At 46.2% G+C, this 16220-nt stretch carries 5 protein-coding genes; 2 read left to right on the top strand and 3 right to left on the bottom strand.

Annotated features, from left to right (window positions below):
- Positions 1-13: 13 nt before the first annotated feature.
- A complete protein-coding gene (locus tag AC1RR2_RS14690; RefSeq protein ID WP_493223014.1) occupies positions 14-10513 on the bottom strand; it encodes a DUF4347 domain-containing protein in 10500 nt (3499 codons plus the stop codon).
- Between the two features lie 397 nt (positions 10514-10910).
- Between AC1RR2_RS14690 and AC1RR2_RS14685 the strand changes: the two genes are divergently transcribed.
- On the top strand, positions 10911-12266 hold the full coding sequence (locus AC1RR2_RS14685; protein ID WP_493223013.1) for a hypothetical protein: 1356 nt from the start codon (positions 10911-10913) through the stop codon (positions 12264-12266).
- Between the two features lie 482 nt (positions 12267-12748).
- The gene (locus AC1RR2_RS14680) at positions 12749-13294 is read left to right on the top strand and encodes a c-type cytochrome (RefSeq protein ID WP_493223012.1); all 546 of its coding nucleotides are present in this window, start codon (positions 12749-12751) and stop codon (positions 13292-13294) included.
- Between the two features lie 145 nt (positions 13295-13439).
- Here AC1RR2_RS14680 and AC1RR2_RS14675 read toward each other — a convergent pair whose 3' ends face one another.
- Complete coding sequence (locus AC1RR2_RS14675) at positions 13440-15473, bottom strand: oxidoreductase (protein ID WP_493223011.1); 2034 nt, start codon at positions 15471-15473, stop codon at positions 13440-13442.
- A 295-nt stretch (positions 15474-15768) separates the two neighbouring features.
- The gene (locus tag AC1RR2_RS14670; RefSeq protein WP_493223010.1) at positions 15769-16170 is read right to left on the bottom strand and encodes a BLUF domain-containing protein; all 402 of its coding nucleotides are present in this window, start codon (positions 16168-16170) and stop codon (positions 15769-15771) included.
- Between the last annotated feature and the right edge of the window lie 50 nt (positions 16171-16220).

Here is a 16220-nt window from a genome sequence, read left to right as displayed (position 1 = left end):
ATGATTCGATGATTTAAAGGCCGAAGACCAAGTCAAACTTCGTTTGTCCCATGATCAAAATCTGATCCGAATCGAAAGCGGATAGGTTTCCACCAACACTCTCGGGAGTGATTTTTGCTAAGAGTGTGTAGTCATTAGTATCGCGAACACCATCTTGGTCGAAGTATAAAAATCCGCTAACGGAATCGAGAATAAATAGCGGAGATTCGCCTGCGCTAGGATTGGCTTTTGCTGCGTAGTTCGATATACCCGAAATCAACAAGAAATTATTCTTCGGCAGGTAATACGCAGTTTGATTATCAAATAAATTACCAACCGAAGTTGAACTCCAATTCCAGGTCGCAACGTCTTTTATTAGTCCACCGAGTTGATCGGCAGAAAAAACCAAATAGTCTTCCGCCGTCACATCGCTAAAGAAATTGGCGACATAGAATCCTTCAATTGAATCGACATTTCCAGCATTGTTTCCAATATTCACATCGACAAAGAAATAATCATTGTCGCCGCCACCGAACATTCTATCTTGCCCCAACCCGCCACGGAGATAGGAAACATCTACATTATCAAGCGCTAGATCGTCCGCATATTCATCAATCAGTGAGCGAACTTTCAATGGAATTTCAGATTCGTTGAAACGCGAACTGAATGCATCATATTTTCCGCCAATAAGAATGTCATTTCCATCATTACCAAATAAATAATCTTCATCAGCGCCGCCAATCAATACGTCATTTCCCACGCTACCATAAAGATGATTATTGCCCGCATTGCCCACAATATATGTGCCACTTCTCCCACCAAAAACAGAGAAATTACTGGAGTTTGACCATGCGTCATCGGCCATGATGACAACTTCAATGTTGAAAGGGGTATGAAACACATCTGAATCTAAGTAGGATGCGAGTCCAGAAGTACCACTCAACGCATTATTTCCCACAATGATGACAGTATCGAAATCACCTTCACCGGATATCTCGATTACCTCGTCTTTTTGCGTATTGACGAAGTAAATATCGTTACCCGCGCCGCCGACTAAAATATCACTCCCCTCAGCAAGCCATTCGAATTGACTTACTACCAAATCAATCAAACCATTGATGAATACACCTTTCGCCACTTCACCCATTAATGATTGTATTGGCGACAGCAAAATCCCTTTCTCGCCATAAACGTAGGTTCCAAGAAGGTCTTTGACTGCTTCAGCAAAAATAGGATTCTCTGAAGCATTTTCCGATGTCAAATTGGAGATAAACTTAGCGAGTTCGTCAGGAATTGTGAATCGTGGTTTATCCAAAATATCATCGCCGCTTCCACCAAAAATAGTATCGGCACCACTTGCCCCAGATAATCGATCATCGCCATCACCACCGTAAATCTTATCTCCTCCATCTCCACCTATGAGTTTGTCATTTCCATCCCCGCCCAAGAGATAACGACCTGACGCCTCAAATTGATTCACGGCATTCTTAAACATATCGATAAATTTTCCCGCTTCGTCGATGAATCCGGAAGGAGATTTCTTGAAAACTTCAACAGCCGTTTTCAACAATTGCACCCCTAGTCGATACACGGTCGCGTAAGCGATATCGTCATCGCCACCACCCGCACTTTTGACATTACGAATATTATCGATTTCCAATTTAAGTGTTAATTGCGCGGATCCGAACACTGTTTTGTTAAACCAGCCAGAAAGAGATTCAGCTAACCCCTCGAAGCGAACACCCTCTGAATCCACAAGATTGGCAACCTGAGCGACGACGTTTAATGGATGGTACATAAAGGCTCTGGCAGCATCCAAGTAAATACTTCCAGTAGCGAGCGACAACGCTCTCGAATAATCCTCAACTGATACGACAAATCCAGAATTAACTCCTAAATCAGGTACCACATCTCCATTAAATTCAAACTGAATCAATCGCGAATCGAGCTGACCAGATACAAAATTGTAGGGGGCACCCTCGAATGTGACGCCGTGATACTTCGTTCCCGGATGACTCGCCATAAATGCTTCGACCATCGCACCGCCTAAGCTATGACCAGTTAGGTATACATCTTTAATGTTGTTTGCTGGATTCGCTATATAGGCTTCGATCGCACTGATCAGAGGTTTGTAGCGTAAATAATGTGCTTCCATTGAAACGAAGTCATCTTTCCAATCTTCACTGCCATTTGTGCCTCGAAATGCGATAAATAGTGCGTCGGCAGAACGTCCGACAATCGCATAGGAATTATCGCCCTCATACCGTCCATCAACTGCGTGTCCTGTTCTCGCGTCTGAGAACCCCCATTCTACGGAGTCATCCAGTTCATTCGGTAGATCTATATCGTTCATAACGCCGGTAAATAGCTTAAGTTCTGCAGCTGACATCAAACTAAAACCCGTCAAGTTCATCAAAGTTGAATAAACATCCTTTTCCCATTGCGAATTTCCACCAGAAGCTTGGTAGCGATCTCCTTCTTGAAAATAACTCGCTGCACTTAAATTTGCGAAAGTCGAATAATATCCAAAGGTATCGAAAAGAAATGTTGCGTTCTTTAGTGGTGCTTTGTTTAGATCTTCGATTTTGATCTGTTGATCAGGGAAGCTCAGCCGCTCAACGCCATATAGTGTGTCTGTTCCTTCTTTGCCGAAAAGGTCTCTAACTACTATCTGTCCCCCATTCTGCTTGATTTCATATTGAACTATTCCGCCGACTTTATACGGACGACTATAGATGGCCGTATCTACGCCTTCTCCACCAATCAAAACATCGTTCCCAACGCCGCCCATCAAAAGATCATTTCCTGCACGACCCTCGATACGATTATCCAGACCATTTCCGGTCAACGTGTCGCCTTTTCCAGTTACAGGGTCGGCGAAATTGGTACCGATGAGATTTTCGACAAAATCAAGCTTTGCGGAAGCCAATAAGTCGGCACCAAGATTTTGTGTATCGACTGTAACCGTCGCCGGGATCTCACCTGGCGCATGACTATCTGTTGACAGCTTTACTTTAGTACCATCAAATGCAATCGGTTCAAGGTAAGTGGTACTAGTGATCCCACCAAATCCAATCGCACGCGAAGTGATCTTGTTTGCGATTAAGAAGTTCTCCCACGCTACTTGGTCATTTGGATCAATCTCAGTTCCCCAACCGGGTTCACCATCAGAAAGGAAATACAATACATTTGTGCCAGTCGAAAAATAGTTTTGACCTCTTCCGATTAAAAAGGCTTTATTTGCTCCCTCCAACGCTGAATCATAATTTGTACCACCACCAGCCACCAAAGCTGCTATATCGATCTTCGCCTGACTCACATCACTCCATCCCTTATCCTGCGAGTTGCCAGCTTGTTGACCATTTATGACCAAGTAGTAGTCAGCGAATTCAATAACACGCACTGCAACATCACCCAACTTGTCATACGCATCAAGTAGATCAATTGCGGCTTTCTTAGCAAGTGATAAGCGTGTCGGAGAGTCCCAGCCCATACTTCCAGAAGTATCAAGCACCAAGATCACATTTGTCTTTGGAGCATCTTGTTGCGTCGCACCAGACTGCGTTCCAGAACCAAGCTGAATGGTCGTGGCAGTACCCACAGTGCCACCATCGGTCAAGTTCACGACTGCCGCACCATTCGCCTTCGATAAATCGACTGTTTCTACATCGCCGGTGTTGACACTGGCAATGATTGTTTTCTTACCAGTCCCGGCGATGACAAAAGTATCGTTACCTTTCTTTCCGGAGAAAACATCATTGCCATTTTTTCCTTCGAAAACATCGTTTCCTTCTGTGCCGATTAAATAGTCGTTTCCGTCACTGCCAGTTATTGGGCTACCTTTGGTTCCGATCACTACTTGCTCAAGAACATCAGCGCTGCCCCGTGCATTACTGCCATCGGCATTTTTTATTTGCAGTGTGGACTGTACGGAGTAATTTGAAGGAAGTGTAATGCTGCCACTCGCGCCAGTTATAGTGCCATTACCCGTCAAAATGTGTGCGCCGCCAAGTTGCGCGAGCGATGCAACTTTCAAGACAACATGTTCGCCCAATGAAATTTGCCCAATTTTCGCCAGAGCAACAGAGTTGGCCTGTGTCAAATCAAGTACCAGCGGATCACTTGCACTACCGCCTTCAATGCGAATCACACTTGACCCATCGCCCGTTAAACTGACCTTACCTGATGCCAAAAGAGAAGATAAAACACTCTGACTAAACGTGACGTTGGAGCGAATCTCAATATGTTCTATTCCCGAGATATCGTACTTAGACAAATCCGCCGTACCATACACATACAAAGTATCGTCACCTGCCCCGCCGCGTATGATCTCTGCGGCACCATCTGCATCTTCATTGAGATCTTTACCGTTCAACTGAGTGAGCGGAAATCCTAGCGCGATGGTATCGGCAGTCGTATCAACTTTACCGCCGCCAGAGATATCACCAACGATCACAAAAGTGTCGTTACCAGCGCCACCATCCATGCTGTCTATGCCAGCACCACCACGCAATACGTCGTCACCATCGCCACCTACTAGGCTGTCATTGCCAGCACCGCCATCGATACGATCGCCTAGTGTGCCACCGGTTAATGTGTCATTGGTTTCGGCACCGATCAACAATTTTCCAGCGACGATAATGCCGCCGCCACGTGTGGTGTCGATGATGCCGTCTTTATTCTGTATTGTGAGATTGACGAATTTGTTGCTTAGTGTAAGCGTACTACTCGCCGCCGATGCCTTTAAGCTGCCTTCACCGGTCAGGTATTGCAAGCTGTCGACATCGGCCTGGTCTAGTACTACCGTGACCCCCGCACCCACATTCAGCGTGCGGAAACTAGTCAAGCTCACAGTTGACAAATTCAATGTGACTGGTGCGGCGCCGCTATTGGTAATATTCAAGATGGAATTACCATCACCAAAGATCATGCTGGTGTTGAGACTTGCTAGTTGTTGTGCACTAAGAGTGACGCTGGAGTTAACCTGAATTTGACCGATGTTTGTTAGTGTCGTACCCGTAAAGTCGACATTGCCATAGGCAATCAAGCGATTGATTCCAGTGCCACCGTCGATACTTTCTCCAGCGACGACCTCACTGATCGCACGACCATTGAGATCTGTGAGCGTTAGTACACTCGATAAATCAATGCCGCTACCACCGACATTTGTGATGTTATTCTGAGTGTATTGCCCAGTTGCCGTCTTCCCTAATACGACAATGATGTCATTGCCGCTGCCTGCATTCACGGTATCGGCACCTTCACCAGCTCGAATGATGTCCCTGCCTTTTCCCGTCAAAATAACATCATTTCCAGTGAGCGAATTAATGATGAAATCATCCAAACCATTATCTTGATTGAGATTGTCCGCGACAGAAGTTCCATTTAAGACCGTAGTTTCAGTCAAATCATCAACCACGATAGTGAAGACTTGCGTCTTCGCCAGCCCCCCATCATCAGTCGCGGTGATGGTTAGATTGACGGTGGGCGCTTTCTCATGATCTAGGCTGGTATCTGCTTTAAGTTTGAGTTGCCCTGAGACGACTTCGAAGCGTGCATCGTCAAGCGCGAAAGTGTGAGTACTGCCTGCATCTGGATCAGTCGCCGAGAGTTGACCAATGACGCCACCAACGACATTTTCACTCACCTTATTTGACGAGAGCGCAATATTAGTGGGCGGGTTATTACTGTCAATAACCTCTATCGTGAAGAGCTGTATGGTCGACAAACCACCACTATCGGTAACGGTAACTACTAAATCTATGAGTGAGGCTGTTTCTAGACTTAGATTGATGCCCGCCTTTAATTTGAGTTGCCCTGCAACGACTTCAAAGCGGGGATCGTTTACCTTGAAATCATGAATATCGTTCGCGTCTTGATCTATCACGACCAGGTTGCCAATCACAGCACCCGAAATTTTCTTGGCAATGGTGTAGTCCGAAATGCTTAAACCGGTCGGCGCATCGTTGACGTTGACCACCGCCGTTGTTGCCGAACTGGTGATAGTTTCTGCGGTGCTTTGACCATCGGTATAACTTGCAACAACCGTGATTGTTTTACCTACCTGCGCCTGTGTCAAAACCAGCGTTGAGCTCGTCGCACCAGCAATAGGATTGCCACCCGCTTTCCATTGATAGCCGATCGCACCCAAGCCATCCAAATCGGCAATCGTGTTGCTAGCTGTGAGCGTTTGACCCTGCGTCGCAGTGCCACTAATCGTAACGAAACCGGTCGGTGCATCGTTGACGTTTGTCACTGCCACCGTTGCCGCACTAGTAACCGTTTCTGCGGTGCTTTGACCATCGGTATAACTTGCAACAACCGTGATTGTTTTACCTACCTGCTCCTGTGTCAAAACCAGCGTTGAGCTAGTGGCACCAGCAATAACATTGCCACCCGCTTTCCATTGATAGCTGATCGCACCCAAGCCATCCACATCGGCAATCGTGTTGCTGGCTGTGAGTGTTTGACCCTGCGTCGCCGTGCCACTAATCGTGACCAAACCGGTCGGCGCATCGTTGACTGCACCTATCTTTACGTTGACTACTTTTGTTGCTGTTGCCCCCGCCTTATCCGTCACAATGACGGTGAAACTATCAGTACCATTAAAGTCCTTTTTTCCCAGATAGGTATAGCTACCATCAACTGCTACAACGGCAAGTCCATTTTGCGCATTCGCCCCGATCGCGTAGGTCAAAACGTCATTCAGATCGACATCGGTCGCCGCTACTTTGCCCGTTAAACCACTTTCTTCCGTTCCAAACACGAGCAGAGGTTCACTAGCAAACACGGGAGCATCATTAACCCCAACCACGACCACATCAACTTTTTGTGTCGCGGTAGCACCAAATTTATCCTTCACTGAGATAACAAAGCTATCCTTACCTTCGAAGTCTTTTCGACCCACGTAACTGAAATGGCCTTCAGAATTCACCGAAACAACGCCGTTCGTGGAGGCGCTATTTATCGAGTAATTCAACACATCACCGTTATCGGAATCACTGGCAAACACCCTGCCCGCAATCACCGTATCCTCCGCCCCCGTAACGAGCGTCGAATTGGAAGAAAAGAATGGGGCCTTATTAAAAAAAGCCGCAATTTGTGCATTGGCAGCGTCTTGACCATTCACTCCCGCGGTCACAAGGGATAATAAAGTAGAAGTTTGTGAGACATCATTGCCGTTGAACTCAAATGCATATTTCAAACCCACGGCCACTTTGTTCAAGAACAGTGATTGTGACTGTAAGGCTGATGCTATGGATCCGTTGTACGATACAATGGCTGTCAACATTTCGGCGATAACAGTACCTTTAGCAATGGCTTTGGATGCCGCAGAACCGGTGCTCGTCTCTGTGTTCAATCTCGATGTCCAATAGTTCAAGCCATCAACATCTGCTGTGCGTCCAAGAACATTCACGTAGAAGATTGCGACAATTTCTTGGTTGGTTAAAGAAATGGGGTACCAAGCCCGCGAAGGTTCGACATTAAACATGTCTTGCGCGGCCTGTTGGAATGATTTTCCTTTGCTCAATTCAGAGCACCAATAATTGAAACCATCCGCTTCAGGTGCTCGGCCAAATAGAGATACGTATAACTGAGCAACTTGCGTCCGCATTTCATGCGTAATATTGCCCGCGCCCAGAGGGGCGACTATTTTTGACTCACTTGCGATGGATTCTTTAGCGCCAAATCCATCGATATAACTTGCAACAACCTTGATCGATTTACCGACGTCTGCTTGCGTTAAACGATAAGTCGCTGAAGAAGCAGAAGCGATGTTAATACCGTCTCGTTGCCATTGGTAATTTACAGTGCCCATACCATCGGCATCGGTCAAGGTATGGCTTGCCGTTAAAACTTGATCTTGTGTTGTTGTACCAGTGAGGATCACCTTACCGCTTGGAGCGTCATTCACATTTAATACGGCCAATGTAGCGGGCGAGGTCTTGCTTTCAAAGGTGCCAAATCCGTCTGTATAGCTCGTAACAACTGATATCGCCTTTCCGACATCGGCTTGCGTTAGACTGTAAGTGATTGAAGTCGCAGAGTCGATACTCACCCCATTGCGTTGCCACTGATAGCTGACTGTGCCCATGCCATAAGTCGTGCTTGCAGTTAGCGTTTGACTTTGCGTTGCCGTACCTGTGATGTTCACGGTTCCACTGGGTACAGCGTAAACCATATCTAAATTGGAAGGTGTCAAATTGCTTTTGACCACATTATTTAAGATAGCGACCGTTTGAAATCCAATTGGACCAGAACCATCGCGATCTACTTCGACCAGCGTATTTCCACCCACTTGTGTTAGACGCGCATGACCGGTGGTATAAGGATTAGTACCGACAGCGAAGTTGGTTAGGAAAGAGATGGGGAATAATAATTTGTCGCCATTATTACCGGTAGCGAAATCAGTAATGGTATCTGTTGAGTAGTCACTCGATCCGCCCCACATCACGTAAAAAAAGTCAGAACCTGCACCACCAGTAATGGTGTCATTCCCCTCACGCGCCATAAAGAATTCGTTCGCTGCACTTCCTATAATGCTGTCGGCATAAATACTTCCACGCACATTCTCGATTGAGATCAGAGTATCCAATCCAATTCCAGCACCACTTGCGCTACCCAACGTCAAATTGACAATAACCGGACCGGTGGCGCCAAAATAGCTCGCATAATCGATGCCATCGCCGCCATCGAGTGTGTCATTTCCAGCGCCACCGATGAGATAGTCATCGCCAAGTTCCCCGAAAATTCTGTCATCACCGTCGTCACCCGATAAAAAATCACTGCCGCCGGCACCGGAAAGAATGTCATCCCCTCCTTGTCCAAAGATGTCATTTGCACCATCGTCGCCCCAGATGCTGTCGGCGTAATTACCGCCCCAGACGTGCTCTATTGAAATAAGGGTATCAAGTCCCATCTCTGGTGCATAAGCTGCCCCTTGTACTAGAAAGATTGTAAGCGCGCCATTTGAGTCAGAATAATCTGCAGTATCGTCACCTTCACCACCGTCGAGTGTATCGTCACCAATACCGCCTGTGAGCGAATCATAGCCTTCATCGCCCTGCAAACGATCATCACCATCTCCGCCGAACAATACATCGTTTCCAGCGCGACCTTCAATAACGTCATTACCCGCAAATCCTAAAATTGTGTCGTCGGTAAACGTTCCGAATAAATGATCATCGAACGATGAAGGATCGTTGATTCTGGGAATAAAACCAGCTAAGTTGAAAGCGGTTAAGCTATTCTTATTAACATTGTTCAACACTGCGACTGTTTGGAATACACCACTGCCAGTTCCATCCATGTCGATTTCAAGTAAAGTATCCGTGCCCGACTGTATCAACCGTGCATGACCAGTAGCAAAAGGATTTTCCCCAAAAGCGTAGTTCGTCAGACGCCAAGTCGGTATGTGAAAGACATCACCGTTATCGCCAACAGAAAAATCAGTAATGGTGTCGATGGAAGTATCGCTGGAGTAATTCCAGACATAAAAGCTGTCTTGTCCACCGCCACCAGTAATCGTGTCATGTCCAGGTGCGCCGAGGAAGACTTCGTTCGCCGTACTACCCACGATCCTGTCGGCATAGAACCCACCCCAAACTGTTTCTATCGAAATAAGCGTATCGACGCCTACTCCAACCCCGCTCGCTGTGCCAGTGGCAAGGTTGATCGTCATTGGGCCATCAGCGGTGTAATAGTCAACTTCATCATAGCCATCGCCGCCATTTAGCGTATCATTTCCAGCACCACCTTCAAGGGTATCATCGCCAGCGCCGCCTTCTAATCTGTCATCGCCAGCGTAGCCGTTTAACCAATCGTTACCCGCTAGTCCATCCATTATGTCGTTGCCGAGTGTTCCTGTTAACGTGTCATTGCTAGAAGTACCGGTGATAATTGAAGCATTGCCTGACGATGAACTGACCGCAACCGGTGGACCTGCAAAATTTGAGGTAGCAACGAGACCGTATGCCGCTAGCGCCGAAGGCGGAATGCTTGGAACCAAGCTGCCCATATCCACAACATTTGGATCAAATGATGTACTTCCAAATTGGCCTGTTGCGACTCCGAATACTCCATTTCCTCCGTTAAAAATAGCAGCAGTTGCATCATTCGATCGGACAACATTTGCCCCAGTCGCTACCGAAATCTGCTCGATTAACGCAGCACCCGCGGTTCCTTGACCAATATTGCTGCCATATAAAAAAAGCTCGCCATTCTGGCTCAGCGAACCACCAATAGAACTTAAAGCAGTTTGATATTGATTTAGGTTTTCTATATTGAGTTCCGCGTTTCCTAAATAGAGCTGCCTCGCACTACCATGAGAAAAAATGTGAATGGCATCAAGATCAGAACGCTCATGTAGAAGACTAGCCATTTGCAGCACGCCATCCGTGTCGACGTCTAAATAGAGAGTCTCAACGCCTTGCGGAAGTCCCAGTGCCAAGTTATTCCAATCTAGGGTTGATTTATCAATGATGGCAATTTGGCGGACAAAATTGGAGTTCGTGTTTTGATTTAGCGGGGACATTTTTTTCTCAATTGATGAATATCGATAAAAATAGTGACTAAACGTCACTTCACATTAAAAAGGCAAATCTATTTATTCATATCAACCACAGGTCTTTGGGAAAAGCCTTGTGCGTATCATTCAAAATAATCAAATTAGACTAGCCGTAACGTTGATGTCGATGTTCCAGTGCTATTCGGAGATGAAAGATGATTGCGCGTTAATAGACATTGCGTCTCCTTGAAGTCATGGCTGCACAGACACTTAATTTAGGCCTACTAGGCGCTGGATCATCAACAATGTCATTCGTTTAATAGAAACAGCTAAAAAGCTAACTATATAGAGAACTAATTATTTACACAAAATGACACTTATGACACTATCAGAACTTACTTGACAAGCCCTGACGGTAGATTTGATGTCCATCAATTATCTCGGAAGCACTTATACTTTTCGCAGCCAAGGTCTGCTTACCTTCCTTCGTTTTCTGGTGGAAAGACATCCTGCTCCGGTTTGCTACGCGGATTTGCAGTTACGGTTTCCTAGCCTGACACCACGCCAGATTGCCCGTTACATTGATGCAATAGAAGCGCATGAAGGATTGCATGGCGTAGTGACTTATCGCACCAAAACACGTGGGCCGTTTTATCTGAACGTGGCGAGCGCCGCATTAGAATTTGAGCACACTGGCTTACAAATTCCGGCGGCGGTAGCGACATCTAGCGTTCAGCCTCAAGCAGATCTAGGCAGGCTTGCGCAATGTTTATTGCCGGCCTGGGTAGACTGGGTACATGGATTATTACTGGCTACGCTGAGCTTGAGTCGTCTACACAATTCTGACCAGGTCGATGCCTATGATTTTTTAGATGCGGCCGCCATCGCCGCTGAACAATTACCGCCATGGGCCGGACTCATCGTTATGACTTGTCGTGCGCATCACCTTGAACGAGAGTCGCGCTACCGCGAAGCCCATTATATTTTGCGCAAAATTGCCAGCGCTGCTTCTGACGGCTATGTAAAACCAAGCGTACTGTCACGAGCACATTTGTGTCGTGCAAAAATACAATATGACCAGGGACGTTATCAGGAGTCGGAAAAAACATTGCAATCAATTGCAAATCATAACTACTCAGCACCACCGGCCTGGTTGAACGTACACGCCTTAAATCTCGGTCAGAAATTTAATTTATCAAAAGCCACTCGCGCGGAACAAGAAGCACTTTTATTAGAAACGCTATCGACCTTTCTCGAAGCGATCGGCGATATTTTCATGCTGTATGGGGATAGCAAATCCTTAGATGCACTCAGTTTTAATTTTGGGAATAATTTGCTACGCGCGATAAGAAAAAAACTTCTGCCAGAATCACATGTGCAAACGGTATTGGATTGGTTTGCATTGAATCTGCTTATCTGTAAACAAATGGCGACCGGCAATGATTCTGTTTACACGCATTTATTAGTGGTCGATGTACTTGAAGAATTTCCGATCGAAGTAGAACAATTGCCGGTCGAATTACGTGAGATCGCACTAAGCCGGGTGAAGCGCGAAAACTATTTAAAGAAAAATTTAACCCTGGCCAGGGTATCGGGCAATCGCCCAGAGGTTGCCGAATGTTTGCTACGCATAGGAAAAATCACATTAAATGCCGATTTCGCCCATCATTGTTTCAAAGAGGCGAGCGAAATTGCAAGCGAATTAGCCCATAAGAATCTGACGAGAGAGATTCTTACGGCTATCAGACTGCGTACAGATCAAGCCCCATTCCATTTCTAAATATATAAAAAAAAGCACCACGAAATCTTAATCATCGTTAAATCTTTAACAGCCAATTCGCTGCCAAGGCTTGATATTAAGAAAACAGAGATTTCTTATGGATTCTTTACTGTTAGATTTAAGCTTGTAGAAATACTAGTTTCTTGAAGCACATTCCCAACCATAATTAAACCGATGAAAATACCATCGCATTCTCTAAGGCATCACAAAAACCAAGACGCTATCGTTCTAATTCACACCAGTGGAAAGCCTGAATGTTAGGCAGCAGACCTCATAGAAGTGCTGCAAATCACGTAATGTACTCTTTAATAATTCTTTGCTAATTTGTGGATTTCTTAGGCATTTGAACCGCTTCAGCTGTCTCAAAAGCCGATTTTTCATTCCAAAACACAAGCTTTAGCTCTATAATCTGATGTTTTACGCTTTGCCTGAAGTATTGTGCGGCGAGCAAACCTGACATTATTTTTTGCATTGAGGAAACCATGAGCGACGCCCACGACGAACACGAATCAGCGATTAAAACGCCTAAGCAACTTATCGTTGCCGTTCTTGCTGGATTTATTGTCCCTATTATCATTATTGTGTTGTTAGTGAAATATGTTGCCAGCGACACAACGGCTGGTGCGGGTTCCAATAGCCAGTCACCTGAAGCGATTGCGGCACGTATTAGTCCTGTGGCGAACGAAGGCTATACTTTGATTGATGCGAATGCACCTAAAGTCTTGCAAACTGGCGAAGCAGTCTATAAGGCAGCTTGCGCTGCCTGTCACGGCACGGGCGCAGCAGGTGCACCAAAATTTGGCGATGCAGGTGCTTGGGGTCCAAGAATTGCACAAGGCTATGACACTGTTTTAAAACACGCAGTTGAAGGTTTGCGCGGTATGCCAGCCAAAGGTGGCAATGCGGATCTGGACGACGTGGAAGTTGCACGTGCCGTAGTTCACATGGCAAATGCCAGCGGTGGTAAATTTAAAGAGCCAGAAGTCAAGGCGGCAGCGTCTGCTTCAGCGGAAGCATCAGCAAAATAATCTACGCTGATAGGTGTAGCAAAAAAAGCCAGTCGATTGACTGGCTTTTTTATTGTCCCAATTTACTTCGTAATGTGGAGGAAAGTAAATCAGAAACTAATGTTCTGGCCTTACCCTAATTTTGATCTGTACCTATTAATACAAATTATAGCGACGCAGCGAGTTCAGCACCTTCTTTAATCGCCCGTTTTGCGTCGAGTTCGGATGCCAGGGCGGCACCGCCTATCTTATGAAAACGAGGCCCCGATTCACTTGGCTGTGCTGGCATTAACTCGGTTAAGGACTCTTGTCCCGCACACAGTATGACGTGATCGACATCTAATATTTGTGTTTTGCCGCCTATGCTTACATGCAAACCCTGATCATCGATTTTTTGATAATCAACGCCGGCCAGCATCTGTACTTTATTCCGTTGCAAAGTCGCTCTATGCACCCAGCCCGAAGTTTTACCCAATCCAGCGCCGACCTTGCTCGCTTTACGTTGCAATAGATAAATCGCACGCATAGGATGAGCTACTTCTGGTTTCACCAGACCGCCATTTTGCTTAGCGTGTAGATCAATGCCCCATTCGCCTAACCAAGTCGATAATGGAATTGGCAGAGGACTACTTGTGTCATGCAAAAGATACTCCGCCACGTCAAAACCGATACCACCGGCACCGATAATCGCGACTTTTTTACCTACTGGTTTTTTATGCAAAAGCACATCCAGATATGACATCACTTTAGGATGATTGACACCTTCTATTTTTGGCGTGCGCGGCGTGATGCCCGTCGCAACAATAATGTGATCAAATCCTTGCGCAATTAATTCTTCGCGCGTTACACGCTTCCCCAAATGCACTTTGACGCCAGTGATCTCAAGACGCTTACTGAAATAGCGTAAGGTTTCCTTAAACTCTTCTTTACCCGGAATTTGCATCGCAATCTTAAATTGGCCGCCGACGCTATCGGAGCTATCAAACAAGCTGACATCGTGACCACAGGCCGCCGCCACGGTCGCGGCAGATAATCCTGCTGGCCCTGCACCCACCACCGCGACACGTTTGACGATGGCTTTTTTCAAATACAATAATTCGGTTTCGTGCGCCGCGCGCGGATTGACTAAGCAACTGGCTCTTTGATTTGAGAAAGTATGGTCGAGGCATGCCTGATTACAGGCGATGCAAGTATTAATTTCATCGACCCGGCCTTCGGCTGCTTTATTAACAAATTCGGGGTCGGCCAAGAAAGGACGCGCCATCGACACCATGTCGGCGATGCCTTTGGCAATAATTTCTTCTGCCTGAGCAGGCATATTAATGCGATTCGACGCAATAACCGGGATAGATACGGCTTCTTTTAAACGTCCGGAAACCGCGGCAAAGGCTGCGCGTGGCACCGAGGTGACGATAGTCGGTACCCGCGCTTCGTGCCAACCTATACCGGTATTGAATAGCGTCACTCCGGCTTTTTCTAAGGCCTGTGCGACTGCCACTACTTCATCCCAACTATTGCCACCCTCAACCAAATCCAAAATCGAATGGCGATACATGATGATGAAATTTGGCCCCACAGCGGCACGCACGCGTTGCACAATTTCGACCGGCAAACGCATACGGTTTTCGATAGAACCGCCCCAACGATCAGTACGTTGATTGGTACGCACACATAAAAATTGATTCAGCAGATAGCCTTCACTGCCCATGATTTCTACGCCATCATAGCCGGATTTTTGTGCCAATTTTGCGCAGCGCACGTAGTCACGAATCGTGCTTTCAATACCAGACTCCGTTAAGGCTTTCGGCTTAAATTTAGAGATCGGTGCTTTTTTATCCGATGCCGATACGATAAATGGTTGATAGCCATAACGACCTGAATGCAAAATCTGCATGACGATCTTGCCGCCTTCTTCATGCACGGCACGCGTCACTTTACGATGGTTGAAAATATCACCCAAGCTATTCATGGTACCGCCAAATGGCAGCAGCCAGCCGCGACGATTGGGTGAAATGCCACCTGTGACGATCAAGCCCACACCACCTCGTGCGCGCTCTCTAAAATACGCAGCCAACTTACCGTAGTTATAAAAACGATCCTCCAAACCGGTATGCATAGACCCCATCATCACGCGATTGCGCAGTTGAGTGAATCCCAAATCCAAAGGTTCTAATAAGTGAGGAAAATGTGCGTTCTGCATGGACAGCCCTAGTCAAAAACGAGATTAGCTAAGAATACACAAGCTGCTCAAAAATAGCGAAATTTTGCCTAGTTGTTTTTCTCTAAAATGCACAAAAGCAAGTAATGCAAAAAGCTTAAGTAAGAGAAGTGATAATGCGCTTGAAAATTCGGGACAGACCGATCGCGCCAGGCTGTGCGCCAAGCTTTTGATGCAAGGGCTAAAGTCTATTACTAGACAAATAAAGTTTAGTGCTTACAAATTAGCAAGCCCAATTTTGCCGGTCTGAATCCTGACCAAACCTTGAGAACAGAAGCTAAGCCAAGGTTTTTAGAATTTCCAAAGCCATCTGTGGCTGAGTTTTGAAGTGACTAAAGTCGTCCTCGAAATAAGCCGCATAAGCGGGAAACTGCGCCAACTCTTCATCTCGCAGATGGCGAAAACCCATATTCCAGTGCTGGAAATAATGCGCTTCTATTTTTTGTTCCAATAACAAAGTTACATGCTCGTGGCGTGGATCAGCCTTAATGTGGTCAAAAGTGGCATGTACCGCTTTACTATCGCCTTCTAAAACTTGCAAGAAGCGACGATTTGCATATAACAACATACCAGTAATCGTGTGCGCCGTATTATTTCTCACAGCGTGACTGTGTATCGCATTCAATACCGACTCGTCACCTAGCAAACGACTTGCATACACCAATTGAATCAGACTCATCATGACCTCGTGTTAAGTACCTTATGTCGAATTCATTCTAAACCTAAACC

The sequence above is a fragment of the Undibacterium sp. GW821-FHT11H02 genome (assembly GCF_058808015.1).
This window is presented reverse-complemented; position numbering and strand designations above follow the sequence as displayed.